The sequence below is a fragment of the Gleimia europaea ACS-120-V-Col10b genome, from assembly GCF_000411155.1.
GTDB classification, from domain to species: domain Bacteria; phylum Actinomycetota; class Actinomycetes; order Actinomycetales; family Actinomycetaceae; genus Gleimia; species Gleimia europaea_B.
This window is the reverse complement of sequence record NZ_KE150266.1, coordinates 1091558-1107017: the sequence shown is the minus strand read 5'-3', so window position 1 is coordinate 1107017 and position 15460 is coordinate 1091558. Positions and strand designations below refer to the sequence as shown.

Here is a 15460-nt window from a genome sequence, read left to right as displayed (position 1 = left end):
GTATGAAACCCATTTAGTTGGATATGTAAGGTTACTGGTCAGCTTGTTTGTCGCTTGGCTTTACGTCCCACTGGGGGTCGGACTTGATGCCCTTTTCAACAAGCTTCGGGTCAGCGGAAAGCGGTGTGCGTAGCTTCGGCCAACGCTTGTCTACCTTGTTCCACCACGGCATGTAGCTTACGTAGCCGTCAACCGGAGGCGTGTCGGATTCGGGTTCAAATCCAAGTTCACGCGGGGTTTCGGGGATCATGTCGGTCAGGAAGTACTTGTCCTTGTCGTCGCAGTGTTCCTTAACGAGGTTCCGGAAAGCACCCATCTCAAAGAACAGTGCGTTGGTGATCGGGTTGCGACGGTGCTTGACCACCTTGTAGAGCCAGTAGATGAATACGCCAATGTTGAAAGCGAGTGCCAAGCCGGAGCTGAAAATGTTCGCATTCGGATCCATGGTTGCGAAGTTGTGCATCGCTCCTGGTGGCGTTGATAAGTAGGGGAACCAGTTGTAGAAGCTGATCCAGAACACCAGCGTGAAGCATCGGAACCAGATCCATTGCCCCTTAGCCCATGTGAATGCCGGGATCGTACAGGCCAACAGTAGCGCTAGCGTGCAGTACCACGTGTAGTCTGCCAGGGCGTTGTACAAGAAGGCGTGGTTCCACAGGTCGTAGGCGATGATCCAGGGCCACACCTGATCAACCCAGAGCAGGCCTTGAACCTTCTGTTTACCCCTGGAAGAGACGATGATCTTGCCCAGGCCGGTTACGGTGATGCAGTTAAGGAGGCCGGCGGCGGCGCTCATCAGGTTCCAGTATCCACCGATGGTGCGGAAGCCGGTTGCGGGGTCGATGCCTACGTGGCCGGTTGCGAAGTTAGCGGCAAGAGCCTGGTACCAGGCGTCCGAGTGGAGGGGTTCGGTGACTCCGCGCGCCTCGGGTAGCCCGGCCAGCATGTCTGCCGCGTGGGTGTCGTTAATACCCTTCAAACATTGCCAGTCCGCTGCGCACTGGTAGTAGGTGTCTGCTTGGAAGTAGATCACGACGTCGCGGATGTTTGCTTCCATGATGTTGAAAACAAGGCCGATCCACAGGGCCACACCAAACCAAATGGCGTATCTGCGTGCTAGTTCAGGGTTTCGTTTGCCTATGACCAGCAGCGTGCCTGTCATGGTTGCGGTGAGGACCATGAGGACGTATTTGCCAAATGGGAACCAGCCAAAAACGGGTTCACCAACGATTGCGGCGTAGGGCATCATAAGGACGCCCCCTACTGTCCACAGCGCAAAAATTGTCCAGTTCCATCGCCTGTTTATTTCGGCAATGGCGATTTGCGCGACAAAAACTACTATCCAGATGATCCAGACGCGAAGAGGTCCGACCTCCCATAAGAATAGGGAATCCATCTTTCTGACTTTCTTAATAACTGTGTTGGGATGATTTGGATCACATAAGTAAAATCCACTCAAAGTTTATCGCTGAGACAGTCGTAAATATTGAACTCAAAATTTGTTCAATAGAGCCGCGTGAAGCTGGACAAAATTGCAGTTGGTATTGAGGTTTTGTGACTTAGCTCAATGTTAATTTGTAATACGACCCATCAAATCTTTGGCACAAATTTTGTCGAAGTTTACACAGTAAATAGCAGGTGATTAATTTGGCCTCTTCAAGGACGAAGAAGTTATTAAAAGCTGCCGGCGTTGCCGGCGCCGCAACATTGGGAGGAATGGTTTACTTCTCCCAGTTCAGCGGTAAGGCGACAAAAGCGGAACAAGAGTGGGTGTATCCCGCTGATGACATTATCGATGCGAACTACACCAACGGGCGCTCGTCGACTTATGCGATCGACATTGATGCGCCGGCCTACGCCGTGTACCGCATTTTCAAGCAGATTGGCGCACAGAAGGCAGGCTCGTACTCTTCAGAGTTCCTAGAAAGAGCGTTTGCGCGGCTACCGTTCTTCAACCAGTACGAGATTCAGGAAGAGTTCCAAAACGCTGACGCTATTGCTCCAGGCGATATTGCGGCGTTTGACTACCACGGCATGTCAATGGAGTGGGCAGACGTGGTTCCGGGCAAGTACCTGGTGCAGTGGGTTGACACTAAGAATCCGCCAGCTGCTCCCGGCTCGTACGCGTTCCGCTACCCGGGCATGAAACATTATGCGGCGGCTTGGTGCTTCTATGTGGTTCCACTGGAGGGCGAGCGCACCCGCCTCATCAACCACTGGCGCATTGGTTTTGAGGACGACAACCTGTGGAACAACGCGATCAACTGGATCAACATTGAGCTGATCGGCGGCGTGATGGCGCACATGCAGAATATTTACGTGAAGCGCGTTGCTGAGTTCCGTAAGAAGGAACAGTGGCACTCGAAGTTCATGCGCGGCGTTTTGGGAGGCGAGTTCTTCAAGTCAGGAACTCCCGCAAGCCGCTGGTCTGGCACCCCGCTGTTTGAGGACACGCAAACCCAGTGGTTCCGTTACGGCAGGCAGGCCCCCGCGGTTGCGGAGATCAGGCCCCCGGTTACCGACAATCCGGATTGGCCTCCAACGGGCCCGGATTCGCCGTGGGCGGACCGCGTTGATAAGGAATACTTCGACGGCTGGTCCGAGCCGGATTTCAGCTGGGACGAGCAGATTCGCCAGAAGATGGAGAAGACGTACCTTCCCGGATGGGGAAAGGAAAACTAACCGTGTTACCTTTGCAAGCCAATCTCTTCTTTTTTGAAGTAGGAGAGTGGTGGGATTACGCGATGCTGGCCGTTGTGATCGCCGCTTTGGCGTTCCTGGCTTGGATAGCGGTGCGTAGCAAGTGGGCGGCAATCGCTTTGTTTATTGTCATCCCCGTACTGCTAACCATTTTCTGGTGGCCCTACTCAACGCAGGGAACTCAGAGTGCAGGCTGGTTCGCGATTGTTAAGCAATACTCCGCCCTCCTCGGTTCGCTGTCTCTTGTGGCGCTGCAGTACTTCCCGAAGTTGCGGCGTAACAATTACTATTTGCTGATTCCGCCGTTCATTCTGGCGGTCAACATTCTTGAGGCCGTGATTCGTGACTTCCAGTGTTATGGAATTCATGGTGCAGATCCGGTTAGCGGTATCTGGACTATGGGTGGCCCGTGGAACATCATGAATGCCATCGCAGGCATTTTGAACATGATCATGATTGCGGGCTGGGTTGGGATCTACGTTTCGAAGAAGGACAAGCACATTATTTGGGCTGACCTTACGATTTGGTGGATCATTGGCTACGACCTGTGGAACTTTGCGTACGTGTACAACTGCCTGTCTGATCGCGCGTGGTATTCGGGTGTCGCTCTGCTTGCGGCATGTACCATTCCGGCGTTTATGAAGACGGGTCGAGGTGCTTGGATCCAGTACCGGGCTTACACCCTCACGTTCTGGTCTGCGTTTGTGCTCACGTTCCCACGGTTTACCTATGAGACGCAGTTCGCGCACGAGCACAGCCAAAACCCGACGGCAATGTTCACCATCGCTTTCTTGGCGCTCGTGTTCAACGCGGGTCTGTTTGTCTACCACATCTGGTGGATCGTGAAGACGAAGCGTAATCCGCTAAAGGTTGAGCTTTACCCGGATGCCTTTGGCAACCCGAACCTCATTAGTGATACGGCTACCGATGAGGTCAAGCAGCGTATTGCAAACCGCATTGGCAAGACGGTTCAAGAGGCTGGTTTTAGCCGGTAGTGGCTGAAAAGAGCTGATATTTGGTTGGAGGGCGCTACGGCGCCCTCCAACTTTTTGTTACTAGGACGCGGCCTGCCCCTCGCCTCAATAGAAAGGTGGTTAGATGTTTAGTTTCGAGGTCGCAGGTGAGGCGTGCAGACATAGTTACCTCACCTCGTCGGAGTTTTTGTGGGAAACAAAAAAGCTAGGAGGTTCAAACTCCTAGCTAGTGTGTCGGGGTGGCGGGATTTGAACCCACGACCTCTTCGTCCCGAATGATTTCGCTAGTTTCCAAACCGCTTGCTTCCAAGTGTTCAGGACCGCGTGAGCTTATCAAAGTTAATCAGATGCGCGAAGTCGGGTGACATGGAAGTGTCTGGAGAGCGAAAGAATTTAGAGTTAGGGTCATCCATCCGAACGCACAATTATCGGTCGGTTGGTGAGTGTGAGCATCCCGTTTGGGTGATTTCTTCTGAGTCTGGTGAGGCAGTAGCTGTTCGGTGCGGGTCTAGGTTGGCTGTTCTGACTCTGCTGCAGTATTAGCAGTTGTCGGTGGTTGGACTAGCGCGTTTAGTTTGGCGAGTTCTTCGGGGTGGGAGTTGTAGTATTTGCGGTGGTTGTCATAGGCCTTCCAGGCTACGTCATTTCGGGCCATTTGGGCTTCGTCTTCCCAGCTGGGGTCATCTGGTGATACTCCGTAGAGTGTGAAGCGGCGGTGTTGGAGTTCTTCTAGTAGGCGGATGAAAGCCAGGGTGTAGTCGAAGCGCGTGTAGTCCAGGTTGATTTTCTTGTCACCTTTGTAGAACTTGTAGCGCTGGTTGGTAACACTGAGTTTGATGTCAGTGATTTCGTCGAAGCGGACTTCCTTATAGTAAATCTTGCCGAATTTTGACCAGACTTTGTCTTGGTCTACACCGTAGCGGCGGAACAGTCCGATAGCCGTCAGGGTGTACATAAAGAGTGCCATTAGTATTGGTGCGATAACCGAGGCGAGGTCATCATTGGTACCGCGGAAGTAAGCGGGTGTCATGATTAGTGCTGTTAGGGTCATTAGGAGTGCTCCGGGTATTCCCACACCCAGTAGAATTGGTGCCTGGTTAAATACTCGTGTTTCTTCGGGGTACTTGCTCATCTTCCGCAACAAGAGCGGCAAGTTCTTATTGTATGGGGACCATATATTCTGTTCCGGCCCAAACTTCATCGGCTCAACCATTGAATAATTCCTCCTATTTTCATTGAATAATTCCTTCTATTTTCCAAGTCCGTCTTTAATGCCTGACGCGATCCCTTGAGCCAAATTGACAGAATGGTCAACGCCCATAGTGACCCCATCCACGCTATCTTTTTCAGTAGCATTCTTAATGTTGTGACCAACAAAATCAACAAACGATCGTTGCGTGGTGTCAACAGCACCCTTGAATATGCCTCGACCCCACTTCTCACCCAAGGAGGCTGTATCCGCATCTAGAGGCATAGGATTGACGCCAAACGTGAGAGCACTTGCATGCGCTTTTGTAGCCGCATTGACTAGGCCCTTTGCGTTACTTGTTGCCAACCCTTCAACAGTGAAAATCTTGTTCGCGTCTATTAGTGTTTCTGTTGCGTATCCTGCATTGGAGCTCACAACTTCACCAGCCATATCGCCTAGCAGTTTCCTTGTGAAGTTATCTGTGGCCATATTGAGGCTATTTTTAGCCTCGTACTTCACTGCCTGCTGGATTGCTGACGTTCCATTCATCCGGGACCAGAGCCCTGTCCCAGCCGAACGCACCTTGTCTACATTCCCATGCGTGAGCAGGGCTTTTTGAGCTGCTGGGGACGCCTGGGCCATCTTGGCGCCAATTAGGTTCGAAACACCCATAGAAACAAAGCCGGTGACTGCTCCAACAGTCGCAGCAATTCCTACCTCCTTCCAGTCGATAGGCTTGTTGGAGATCTTCTGCGTAAGCAAGGATGTTCCACCACCGACCAAGCCTCCAGCCCGGGCGCCAGCCAAAATGCTTGCGGTAAAAGTTCACCAAGAAGTCCACCGGGAAAGCGGCAAGAAGCGTATCTAATGCAATCTCGCGAAGGCTGGTCCTTCGGGTATTCGATGACCAAAGAAATATCCCCGTTAAAGAATCAGTTGCCCGAAATGACCTATAAGCCGAAATTAGAAAAACCACGGACACTCATTTTGGTTTGAGTTTCCGCGGTTTGCAGTGTGTCGGGGTGGCGGGATTTGAACCCACGACCTCTTCGTCCCGAACGAAGCGCGCTACCAAGCTGCGCCACACCCCGTGTCTCTTGGACTCAACAAGTATAACCAGCGGGGGCCAAACCCCAAAATTGAAAGGAATGCGTTTACCTCACATTCCAACGGTTAGGTGCGGACCGCCGGCCGCATTTCGATAATGGAGGCTTCTGGCCGGCACGCGAAGCGAACCGGCGCGTAAGGTGAGGTGCCCAAGCCGGCACTCACATGTAGTGGCGACTCTTTGCCGGCAAAGCTCCAAATGGTCAGGCCAGAGGCAAGCTCGCGCGGCAGGTCGCAGTTTGTAACCAGGGCGCCATACCCGGGCACGCACAGTTGCCCTCCGTGTGTGTGTCCGGCAAGAATCAGGTGCGCATCGTCCGAGGTGTACTCGTTCAAAACCCGCTGGTAGGGGGCGTGCGTTATGCCTAGTCGAATCGTGTCAGCCGCGTACCAGCCGTCCGGCAGCTCCGGGATGCGGTCGCGTTTGATGTGCGGGTCATCAACACCAATCAAGCCAACTCGCACCAGGCCAGTTTGTCCAGCGTCGCCCTCAAAAATAGATCCCTTTACAGGCACGTCAATGACTTCCGCCTGATTAGTCAGATTCACCCAACCAGCAGATTCAAAGAAACTGGCGAGATCTTCCCACGGTAGGTCCGGCACGTTTCGCTTCTTGCTGTGTTTTGACGGACCGGTCAGGTAAGTGGACCAGCGCTTCTTACGTGGCGAATAGTAGTCGTTTGAGCCAAAAACGAATGCTCCAGGCCGGTCCATTAGCGGCTCGAAAGCACGCCTAACCATGTCCGCACCTGCAATCGATCCAAAGTTGTCGCCCGTTGCAACCACGAAGTCGAAATTTTCATCTGCGAGTCCCCGAATGAAGTCCACGAGGAAGTCCTGGCCAGGGTACAGGTGAGGGTCCGCGATTTGCAGTATGCGCAGCGTTGGGGTTTCGAGGCCCTCGGGAAGTTCTACCACGTAGCGGCGCAACGTCGGCATGCGCCGCTCAATCTGCGTCCATGCGGCCACGCTTACGCCAGCCGCGGTAGCAACTACCGCAGTTGAACTAAGCAACTTCCTCGCGCTCATGTTCCTCCATGTTCGCGAGCCCGCTTCACGCGTGGATTCACCAGCTTTAGCCATCTTCTAGTCTTTGTTATCGTCCCGGTTTTGCGACGGCTGCGTGGGTGGCGCTGGAGGCGGCGGTGCGGCGCCAAGATCGGCCTGCGGGAGGTCTACATAGTCCATCCCCTCGGTAGCTCGATTCATGTATGCGCGCCATACAGGCCCGGTGAACGTGCCGCCATACACGTAGCCCCACTGGACGCCGTTGGCGTAGATGCCGTTCATTGACTGCGAGGATGCCCGAGCATGCCCGGCCCACACAACCGTTGAAATCTGCTTGGTTGCGCCAGCTACCCACAGGTTAGCGTTGTCGTCAGAAGTACCGGTCTTAGCGATGAAGGGGTGGCCAATAGCGATATTCGCGTAAGAGCCGGAGCGGCCCACCTTTTGCAGCACGGTTGAAACCATGTTCGCTTCCTTAGCGGGAACCGCCTGCTCGCAGGATGGCTCGTATGCCACGATCTGTCCACCGTCACGGCCAAGTACTTCATCAACCGGTAGCGGCTGGCAGAGCACGCCATCGTTCGCAAGCGCGGCGTATGCGCCAGCGAGGGCCAGTGGGGTTGCGGGAGCGCCGATTATCTGCGGCGGGTATGGTTTGTGCGGCGAACCGTCCGCCTCCGCGATGCCAAGTGCAGCCATGCCGTCAAAAATTTCGCACATGTTCAGTTTGGTTGACATTTCCGCGAATACGCGGTTGATTGACAGCGAGGTCGCGTCGATCACGTTGAATGTGCCGCCCTTACCCGCAAGGTCGCTAACCGTCCAGTCTGATGCGTATCCGGGACCGCATGGGATGTTGAACTCTGAGGCCGCGAAGCGCGGTGAATGTCCGCCCAGTCGTTCCCACGCTCCGTGTCCCTCGCGGAACCACTGCAGCATCGTGAAGGGCTTCAGCGTTGATCCTGCAGAAAAGCCGTCGCCGCCGCCCTCGGCCTTATCTACGTTGAAGTTCGACTGCGTGGCCTGGGGGTCACTTTCGGTGGGAACACCAAAGTTCGTGTTTTGCGCCATAGCAAGAATACGTCCGGTGGATACCTCGCGCGTGACCAGCGCCGTGTTGGCTCCAGACGCGTCATTCACACCAATCAGGCCCGTGATTTCCTCGAACGCGGCCTGCTGCATGTTTGAGTTCAGGGTCGTCTTGATGGTGAGGCCACCGCGAAGTAGCTTTTGTTTACGCTCGGCCTCGTTGGAGCCAAACTGGTCGGATGCCAGCAGGTACTGGCGCGCGTATTCACAGAAGTATGCGGCGTTACCCGCGCCAGCGCAGCCCTGCGAGCGGAAGTTTGGTTTCAGCATGTCAGCGATTGGGATCGCGGTTGCCTGGTCGTACTCTTCCTGCGTGATCTTTTCTTCGGCAAGCATCGCGGCAAGCACCGTGTCACGCCTGTTCTGCGCGGCTTCCGGATCGTTAAGCGGATCGTACTGGATGGGTGATTTAACCATCCCGGCCATCATTGCGGCCTCGGGAATCGTCAGGTCTTTCGCGGACTTAGAGAAGTACCTTCGCGCGGACGCCTCCGCCCCGTAAACATTCGTACCAAACGGGGCGATATTCAAGTAACCGGTCAGAATGTCATCTTTCGACATCTTTTGTTCAAGAGCGAGGGCGTAGCGGGCCTCGCGAAGCTTACGGCTAATGGTCTGCTCGGTTGCCGCGTCGATCTTGTCTTGGTCGCCCTCTTGCAATCCAGCTTCGAGGAGGGTGTTTTTCACGTACTGCTGGGTGATAGTGGATGCGCCCTGCGTGCTTTGATCTGAAACGTTGTTGATCGCGGCGCGTGCCATGCCGTTGGGGTCGATTCCCTTGTGTTCGTAAAAGCGTCTATCTTCGATGGCAATGATCGCGTCTTGGAGGTGGGGCGAAATTTCTTCGAGGGGAACGATGATTCGGTTCTCGGCGTAGAACGTTGCTAGCACGCTGCCGTCGGCAGAAAGCAGTGTGGATTGTTCGGACGGGGGAAGGATTTCAAACTCGGCGGGTAGCGCGTCAAACACCTGCGGGCCGGCTTTAGCTACGAGGCCCGCCCCTCCCGCAGCGGGAACAACGAGCCCCGCTAAGAGCACGCCAAAAAGCGCGGAAGACGCCAAGAACGTGGTAAGCAACGTGGCGAACTGCCGTTTTCCGACGTGACGAGAACCTGAATTCGACATGGTTCAAGCCTACTTTGAAAACGCTTTTTTGTAACGACCGGGCGCTAAACGCCGCGAATTAGAAGAACTTTTGTAACCGGACTTTGTGCCTAGAGATTTTGAAAATAATTCTGGTAGGTAACGATGATTTGCACAAATGTTTGGTTTAGGAGGGTGTCTGAGCGGGTTTCAACTTGATCTGAAACCCGAATTGTGTGTATGGTCACATCAGGTTCAGTGCTTAAAGCACATGCGGACAATGGGGTGAAGATGAGCTACGCACATTCCGATAAGGATCAAAGTTGGGCGGCAAAGGCGCTTTGCGCAACTGAGACTCCGGACGCGTTATTTGTACAGGGGGCAGCGCAACGCCAGGTTCGTTCCCGTTGCATTGCATGCCCAGTTCGTCTTGAGTGCCTAGCGGACGCGTTGCAGTCCGAAGCTAACTTCGGTGTTTGGGGCGGTCTTACAGAACGTGAACGCCGCGCGATGCTACGCTACTACACTCACGTAACTGACTGGCGCACGTGGATCATGGAGTCTGACGACCCGCTGGCAGAAGAACTGCGCTCGCCGCAGATCCCGCGCGTCCTCGCTCGCGTTCGTCGCTAGAGCGCATACCTCTTATAGGAGTGACCTATGACTAAATGGGAATACGCAACCGTACCCCTAATCATTCACGCTACGAAGGCAATCCTTGACCAGTGGGGCGAGGACGGTTGGGAGCTAGTCCAGGTGGTGCCTGCACCTAATAATCCGGACAACCTCGTGGCGTACATGAAGAGGCCCAAAGCGTAGGCCGCGCGTAGCGCCCACAAGCGTTTAAAAATGAGGGAAGGTTTTCACCTTCCCTCATTTTTATTGTTTGGCTAACTACGGCCTCACAAATCTAACTAGCGCGCGCGGCGAGCCAGACGATCAAGGTCGAGGAGTGTGACGGCACGGCCCTCCAGGTGGATCCAACCACGGGAAACGAAATCGGCAAGCGACTTGTTAACGGTTTCACGCGAAGCGCCAACCAGCTGGGCGAGCTCTTCTTGCGTGAGGTCGTGCGGCACGTGAACGCCATCTTCAGCCGGGGTGCCAAAACGATCTGCCAGGTCAAGCAGGGCCTTAGCTACGCGGCCGGGAACGTCAGAAAAGACGAGGTCCGCCAGGCTTTCGTTGGTGCGGCGCAGACGGCGAGCCAACGCGCGTAGCATGTGCTTAGCCATCGTTGGGTTCGTATCCAAGATCGTGCTTAGATCAGCATGATCCAGGTGTAGCAACGTGACCGGTGAAACTGCGGTAGCAGTGGTGGAGCGTGGGCCCGGATCAAACAGGGTCAGCTCACCAATGATCTCGCCGGGGCCAAGCACTGCAAGCAAGTTCTCGCGCCCATCCGTAGAGGTGTGGCCAAGCTTTACCTTGCCTTCAGTGATGATGTAAAGACGGTTGCCAGGTTCGCCCTCTTCGAATAGAACCTCCCCGCGACGCAGGGTGGTCTGTCCCATTTTGGAGCGCAACGAATTTTGCTGCGCTTCATCTAGCCCTTCAAACAGAGGGACTTGGCTGATGTAGTTTCTTTCCACGGTCACCTTCATTCTCCGCCAAAGCGGCTATGTGGTTATAAGCGTATGTACGCCCCCGTAACGTGGATGCGCGCACCTATTTACCAGTTTAACTGCTTCTGGTGCGTTTTATGAGGAGAACAGCACACTCCTTCACGATTTGGCGGGTGTTGCGCACGTTTGCCAGGCGCGGAACTGCACGGTTTGTATGCTCTAGTTATGAACGCGCAACAAATCAAAAGCCAGCCAGACGAGGTTACGAGCCAGCCAGAAGAGGTGGCGCAGACACTGGCGCGCCTATATCCGGACGCGGCGTGCGCCCTGGCGCATGAAAATGCTTTTGAGTTGCTGGTGGCAACTATCTTGTCTGCCCAAACCACTGACGAGCGGGTGAATACCGTGACGCCCGCGCTGTTTGCGGCTTATCCAACGCCGCGCGACATGGCACATGCAAACGAAGCTGACATTGCTCAGATAGTGCGGCCTCTGGGTTTTCAAAATCGGCGCTCAACCCAGTTGCGGCAGATGGCGCAGGCGTTGGATGAAAAGTTTGCTGGGCAGGTGCCCAGTTCGCGGTCTGAGCTTGAATCCCTACCCGGAGTAGGGCGCAAGACTGCGCACGTCATCATGGGTAACGCGTTTGGGATCCCGGCAATTACCGTGGACACGCACGTGGGCAGGCTAGCGAAGCGGCTCGGCTGGTCTGCGGCTAAGACGCCTCTTGCGATCGAGCGGGACATTGCGAAAGCTCTGCCGGGGCAGGACTGGACCGTGCTTTGCCATCGGCTTATCGAGCATGGGCGGCGCGTGTGTCACGCGCGGTCCCCGCAGTGCGGCAGCTGCGCCCTCGCGCCCCTTTGCCCATCCGCACAAGTCGATTAGAACAGGTTGATTAAAGAGGCGGCAGAGCGGCTCGTGAAGCCAGCTGGAAGTGTTAGCTGGCGCAGGCTTTAAGGTGGCGAAGGGCGGCCTCGTTCAACTGTTCGGGGGCTTCCTCGGTGGGGAAGTGACCGCAGTCCAGCTGGAACGTGGTGATCGGCTGTTTTACCCACTGCTGGTCGCGCAGGAATGTTTGTGGCGGACGCAGCTCGTCTTGCAGACAGATCACGCGCGATACGGGCATGTCCACAACCGTGTCGATGCGAGCGCGGGTGCGCCGGGTCAGTGAGTTCGCGCGGATGACGGCCTCGAGAGCGGTTTCTGTAGCGAAGGGACGAGAGAACGCGTAGCGGTAAACGCGCTCATCGGCTTGCAACTTGAGGCGGTTTTGGGGCGCCGCCCAAGAGTTAGCTGCCTGTGCAACAATCTTGCCTGAACGCAAGCTGCGCACGTTGAACCACGGGGCGCGTATTTTCATTGCGGTGCGGCCGGCCGCGCTGAACGGGGAGGGCGTGGAACGCTCCAGGTTGAGAGGGTGTGGCTGCGCAATAGGCATGAGGGAGGCCACCACGCGCGGGTTGGTGGCCGCGAGAATCCAGCCGAAGGTACCGCCCATGCCCGCGCCAATGATGTGTGCTTTCGCCACGTTCAAACTTCCGAGCACTGCGGTGACGTCCGCCGCCATACGCACCGGATCTTGACCGTGCGGCTGCAGGTCGGAAGAGCCGAATCCGCGCAAATCCATGGCCCACACGCGGTATCCCTCGGCGGCCAGGGCTACCAAAAGGTGACGCATCGAATACCAGGTGCGGGGAAAACCGTGCAGTAGCATCACCGGTTCGCCGTCAGCCGGCCCCATTTGCGCCAGGTGAAAGTTCGCGCCTCCCGCGTTCACGGTGATGTGTTGCCAATCGCCCTCGGGAAGCAATAGCGACCGGCCATCCGTGTTCGACGTGGATGGCCGGTCTAAAAAGTTAGAGCTCATGGCTCCAAGTTAGCTAAAATCGTCCTCATTTTCGAGGCCGGTTAGCCTGCTCGGTTTACTTCTTCTTCAAGGTTCCGGGGGCAAGATGTTCGATCTGGGTGCGGATCTCTTGCTCCCTGCGTCCGTCGCGGCGCGCGAAGATGGACGTTAGGCCGATGATGAACAGGATGAGGCCGGAGGCGGCCATGACGCCCGTGTACCCCGTCCACTGAATGTGGTGGGCAACGTTACCGCCAAACGTGTTGAATGCGGTGAGCCAGTTGTAGGTGGGTTCCATGAAGTCTGCGGTCCCTGCGGGCGCCGCGAGGAAGAAGATGCCGCCAACCATTGCGAGGACGCCGAAAATGAGGGCGCCGAGCGAAGACCTGATGGTCAACATGATTACGATGATTGCAACGATCACGCCGACGCCAAGTTCAATGAGTGCAGCGGGGTTGATCATGCCGGTTGCAACCGGGTTGCCCTGCGCCAGCGTGAGGCGCGCGGCCGCGTCGGTAAGTAGGTACCAGGCGGTGGGAACGCCGATAAGCGTGAGGAAGAAGGACCATACGCGGGCACCAACGCGCGAGGGAACCTCGGGCACCACCGTGGCTTCTTCGAAGATCGACTGCGTGTCACTTAGCTCTACGGGTTCGCGGGGAATCCAAGAGGAGCTAGATTCGGGCTCTTCCGTTTCCGCCACTTCGGGGCGCAGGAGTGATTTGCGGCGCACCTTCGTGGCTTCGATGTCATCCTCAGCGTCCGCACTGGCCGCAGCCACGGCTGCTCCAGCGCCAGCGCCTGCTACTGCGGTTGCCAAGGCAGAATCGGGCTGAGCGGGGGGCGCGGTTGCTTCGGGTGCAGGCTCCTCCCCGGGTTCAGTCACCGGCTCGACCACGGAATCTGCGGCGGCCTCGGGCGTAACTTCGGGGATAGCGGGAACTTCCCGCATGCGCTCGTATTCGTCGCCGGGGCTTTGACGGCGCTCAAGCACGTCGCGCGGAATGTCGTTGCCGCTCGCCGCTACATGCGGGATCGTGCTCGTGGTGTCCGTGGCCTTGGGGAACGAAGTTTCGGTGTGCGCTTCCCACGCAGGTGCTGCGGGGCTTGCGGATTCCGGTGCCGGCTCTGGCTCGGCCACGGGTTCGGGAGCCTGTGCTGGCTCTAACTCGGGTTCAGGCTTGATAACGGATTCGGGTTCTGGGGCCGGTTCCGGTTCGATAACAGGTTCTGGAGCGGGTGTCGGCACTGATTCCTCAACCGGCTCGGGCTCGGGAGCGGGCGCTGGTTCTGGCTCGAAAACAGGCTCTGGGGCCGGTTTTGTTTTGGATTCTGGTTCGGGAGCAGGTGCCGGCTCCGATTCTGGTTCTACGAAGGGTTCTGGAGCTGGTGTCGGCACTGATTCGACAACAGTCTCGGGTTCCGGTGTGGCTTCCGGCGCCGGGGCGGGTTGGTTTTCCTCGGCGGCTGATTGTGCAGAAGACGCGGCTACCTCACCCGTAGCGCCTTCGTCTCTGGAAGCAAAGGGTGCAACCGTGGTTTTTGGTTCCACATCTTCAAGGACTTCGTCATCTGCTGAACCAATGATGTCTTCTGGCTGATCGTCGCCAAACACGGCGGCGCCCTCGTCGATCGTCAGCTCTTCGGCACCCGCATCCAGTGTGCTATCCGCCTCAAGCGGATCGGCGGGGGCAGGTTCTGATACCGGATCAATGAGGTCGGGGTGCTCCGCGTCTTCCTCTACCTGGCCACCAAGATCCCACGTGGGGCGCTGCTCCTCATCGGCGTCGTTCGGGTCGTCAAATTTGCGATCAGCCATGAAATCCTCCAAAAATCTATCGCTACATGTGCGCGCGGCGGCACACAATAAGCCATAACACCATGATTACACGCGGTGATTTGCCAGGCTGAGGCTGGGCCGGCGTGTTGAAAAGACAGCGCCAGATAATGATTCAGCTAATGGAGGGCGGGCGTTTACGCGTCAGGATTTACCGAGATGCTGATCGAATACGTACACGTTGCGACGATGAGGCCAAAAACGCCGAGCACGGGCATCGCATAGCCGACTGAGATCATGATTGGGTCTTGGGGCGTGACCAGCTTGTTAGTCAGAATCGAAAACAATGGGCCCAAAAACAGTGCGGGGATGAGGAGCAGGAACCACGCCACCAGCTGGACTGCAAGAACCGACTTGTACGCCATTGCGGTGAACGCAACGAGTGTCAGGGAAATCAATAGCACTAAGAACCAGTCGCTGCCGGACAGTTTTGGCATTAGTAAAGGCATGTTCAAAATCGTTGGCGTGATCGTGTTTGGAGAACTGGCGAGCACGATGAAGATGAGGGCGAGCGCGGAAAGCAACGTAACGATTAAGTAGCCAGAAAGGGCTGCCGGCCCGGGTTCCTTGACGGGTTTTGGGTTGCCTCGTGTACTTTGGCGTCTTTTGGCTAACGTGACCATGAGGGTCGTGAAAAAGATGACGAATGTTTGTAGCGGAAGTTGTTGCCACATGAGGAGCGCTTGGATAGAGCTGGTTGGCGCGGGCGAAATGATTGAGTTTCCAATGAATAGGGCCGCAAATGCTCCGGCCCAGATGGTGGCAATGACAATGCCGATGGTGGACCAGCTCGTGAGGTAGGCCAGGATGATAATCAAAATGGCAACCACCAGGATGCCCAGCTGGCCGGTGGGCGAGCCGAGAGGAATACCCGTAATGCTCCCCTCTTGCAGTAGTGCCGTGGAGTTAAAAAGCAGGGTCAAAATGATGGGGGAAACAACGAATGAGAATACTGCGATTGTGCCCCGGCCCAGCAGATCTTCGCGTTGTACCAGCGGGGTGTGAGCACGAACGTTTTCGGCAGTTAAACTCATGCCTACACTTTACCCAGCTAAGCTA

Annotated in this window: 14 protein-coding genes and 1 tRNA gene; 5 read left to right on the top strand and 10 right to left on the bottom strand. The window is 56.1% G+C overall.

Going from position 1 to position 15460, the window contains the following annotated elements; all coding sequences use genetic code 11:
• Positions 1-31: 31 nt before the first annotated feature.
• A complete protein-coding gene (locus HMPREF9238_RS05070; protein WP_040316491.1) occupies positions 32-1396 on the bottom strand; it encodes a DUF5692 family protein in 1365 nt (454 codons plus the stop codon).
• Positions 1397-1716: 320 nt separating this feature from the next.
• On the opposite strand from HMPREF9238_RS05070, the gene HMPREF9238_RS05065 reads away from it, so the two are divergent.
• A complete protein-coding gene (locus tag HMPREF9238_RS05065; protein WP_232217632.1) occupies positions 1717-2682 on the top strand; it encodes a hypothetical protein in 966 nt (321 codons plus the stop codon).
• Positions 2683-2684: 2 nt separating this feature from the next.
• Positions 2685-3695 carry a DUF5692 family protein gene (locus HMPREF9238_RS05060; RefSeq protein ID WP_016444372.1) on the top strand — a complete coding sequence of 337 codons (1011 nt, stop codon included), beginning with the start codon at positions 2685-2687 and terminating at the stop codon, positions 3693-3695.
• A gap of 487 nt (positions 3696-4182) precedes the next feature.
• Here HMPREF9238_RS05060 and HMPREF9238_RS05055 read toward each other — a convergent pair whose 3' ends face one another.
• The 5 genes from HMPREF9238_RS05055 to HMPREF9238_RS05035 all read right to left on the bottom strand — a co-directional run bounded on the left by HMPREF9238_RS05055 (position 4183) and on the right by HMPREF9238_RS05035 (position 9192).
• Complete coding sequence (locus HMPREF9238_RS05055) at positions 4183-4887, bottom strand: hypothetical protein (RefSeq protein ID WP_016444371.1); 705 nt, start codon at positions 4885-4887, stop codon at positions 4183-4185.
• Positions 4888-4923: 36 nt separating this feature from the next.
• Positions 4924-5625 (bottom strand): hypothetical protein, encoded by a 702-nt coding sequence (locus tag HMPREF9238_RS05050; RefSeq protein ID WP_016444370.1) that lies wholly within the window; start codon positions 5623-5625, stop codon positions 4924-4926.
• 255 nt (positions 5626-5880) lie between these two features.
• Positions 5881-5954: transfer RNA gene (locus HMPREF9238_RS05045), tRNA-Pro, on the bottom strand.
• Between the two features lie 82 nt (positions 5955-6036).
• Positions 6037-6999 carry a metallophosphoesterase gene (locus HMPREF9238_RS05040; RefSeq protein WP_016444369.1) on the bottom strand — a complete coding sequence of 321 codons (963 nt, stop codon included), beginning with the start codon at positions 6997-6999 and terminating at the stop codon, positions 6037-6039.
• Between the two features lie 57 nt (positions 7000-7056).
• Positions 7057-9192 (bottom strand): transglycosylase domain-containing protein, encoded by a 2136-nt coding sequence (locus tag HMPREF9238_RS05035; RefSeq protein ID WP_016444368.1) that lies wholly within the window; start codon positions 9190-9192, stop codon positions 7057-7059.
• Positions 9193-9441: 249 nt separating this feature from the next.
• Between HMPREF9238_RS05035 and HMPREF9238_RS05030 the strand changes: the two genes are divergently transcribed.
• Together HMPREF9238_RS05030 and sp36 are read left to right on the top strand one after the other, a co-directional pair.
• Positions 9442-9783, top strand: a complete 342-nt coding sequence (locus HMPREF9238_RS05030; RefSeq protein WP_034510614.1) for a WhiB family transcriptional regulator — start codon at positions 9442-9444, stop codon at positions 9781-9783.
• A gap of 27 nt (positions 9784-9810) precedes the next feature.
• Positions 9811-9969 carry a Sp36 family protein gene (gene sp36 / locus HMPREF9238_RS08800; RefSeq protein WP_016444366.1) on the top strand — a complete coding sequence of 53 codons (159 nt, stop codon included), beginning with the start codon at positions 9811-9813 and terminating at the stop codon, positions 9967-9969.
• A gap of 95 nt (positions 9970-10064) precedes the next feature.
• Here the strand turns inward: sp36 and HMPREF9238_RS05025 are convergent, their stop codons facing one another.
• On the bottom strand, positions 10065-10754 hold the full coding sequence (locus HMPREF9238_RS05025) for a Crp/Fnr family transcriptional regulator (protein ID WP_040316489.1): 690 nt from the start codon (positions 10752-10754) through the stop codon (positions 10065-10067).
• Positions 10755-10940: 186 nt separating this feature from the next.
• On the opposite strand from HMPREF9238_RS05025, the gene nth reads away from it, so the two are divergent.
• Positions 10941-11603: an endonuclease III gene (gene nth / locus HMPREF9238_RS05020; RefSeq protein WP_016444364.1), complete on the top strand. Its 663-nt coding sequence runs from the start codon at positions 10941-10943 to the stop codon at positions 11601-11603.
• Positions 11604-11655: 52 nt separating this feature from the next.
• Here the strand turns inward: nth and HMPREF9238_RS05015 are convergent, their stop codons facing one another.
• The 3 genes from HMPREF9238_RS05015 to HMPREF9238_RS05005 all read right to left on the bottom strand — a co-directional run bounded on the left by HMPREF9238_RS05015 (position 11656) and on the right by HMPREF9238_RS05005 (position 15435).
• A complete protein-coding gene (locus tag HMPREF9238_RS05015) occupies positions 11656-12585 on the bottom strand; it encodes an alpha/beta fold hydrolase (RefSeq protein WP_016444363.1) in 930 nt (309 codons plus the stop codon).
• 55 nt (positions 12586-12640) lie between these two features.
• Complete coding sequence (locus HMPREF9238_RS08630; protein WP_016444362.1) at positions 12641-14383, bottom strand: hypothetical protein; 1743 nt, start codon at positions 14381-14383, stop codon at positions 12641-12643.
• Between the two features lie 155 nt (positions 14384-14538).
• Positions 14539-15435: a hypothetical protein gene (locus HMPREF9238_RS05005; RefSeq protein ID WP_016444361.1), complete on the bottom strand. Its 897-nt coding sequence runs from the start codon at positions 15433-15435 to the stop codon at positions 14539-14541.
• Positions 15436-15460 lie beyond the last annotated feature (25 nt).

Coding starts and splice junctions, on each gene's coding strand:
- HMPREF9238_RS05070 (WP_040316491.1), bottom strand. CDS start 1,396: ATGGATTCCCTATTCTTATGGGAGGTCGGACCTCTTCGCGTCTGGATC.
- HMPREF9238_RS05065 (WP_232217632.1), top strand. CDS start 1,717: ATGGTTTACTTCTCCCAGTTCAGCGGTAAGGCGACAAAAGCGGAACAA.
- HMPREF9238_RS05055 (WP_016444371.1), bottom strand. CDS start 4,887: ATGGTTGAGCCGATGAAGTTTGGGCCGGAACAGAATATATGGTCCCCA.
- HMPREF9238_RS05040 (WP_016444369.1), bottom strand. CDS start 6,999: ATGAGCGCGAGGAAGTTGCTTAGTTCAACTGCGGTAGTTGCTACCGCG.
- HMPREF9238_RS05035 (WP_016444368.1), bottom strand. CDS start 9,192: ATGTCGAATTCAGGTTCTCGTCACGTCGGAAAACGGCAGTTCGCCACG.
- HMPREF9238_RS05030 (WP_034510614.1), top strand. CDS start 9,442: ATGAGCTACGCACATTCCGATAAGGATCAAAGTTGGGCGGCAAAGGCG.
- sp36 (WP_016444366.1), top strand. CDS start 9,811: ATGACTAAATGGGAATACGCAACCGTACCCCTAATCATTCACGCTACG.
- HMPREF9238_RS05025 (WP_040316489.1), bottom strand. CDS start 10,754: ATGAAGGTGACCGTGGAAAGAAACTACATCAGCCAAGTCCCTCTGTTT.
- nth (WP_016444364.1), top strand. CDS start 10,941: ATGAACGCGCAACAAATCAAAAGCCAGCCAGACGAGGTTACGAGCCAG.
- HMPREF9238_RS05015 (WP_016444363.1), bottom strand. CDS start 12,585: ATGAGCTCTAACTTTTTAGACCGGCCATCCACGTCGAACACGGATGGC.
- HMPREF9238_RS08630 (WP_016444362.1), bottom strand. CDS start 14,383: ATGGCTGATCGCAAATTTGACGACCCGAACGACGCCGATGAGGAGCAG.
- HMPREF9238_RS05005 (WP_016444361.1), bottom strand. CDS start 15,435: ATGAGTTTAACTGCCGAAAACGTTCGTGCTCACACCCCGCTGGTACAA.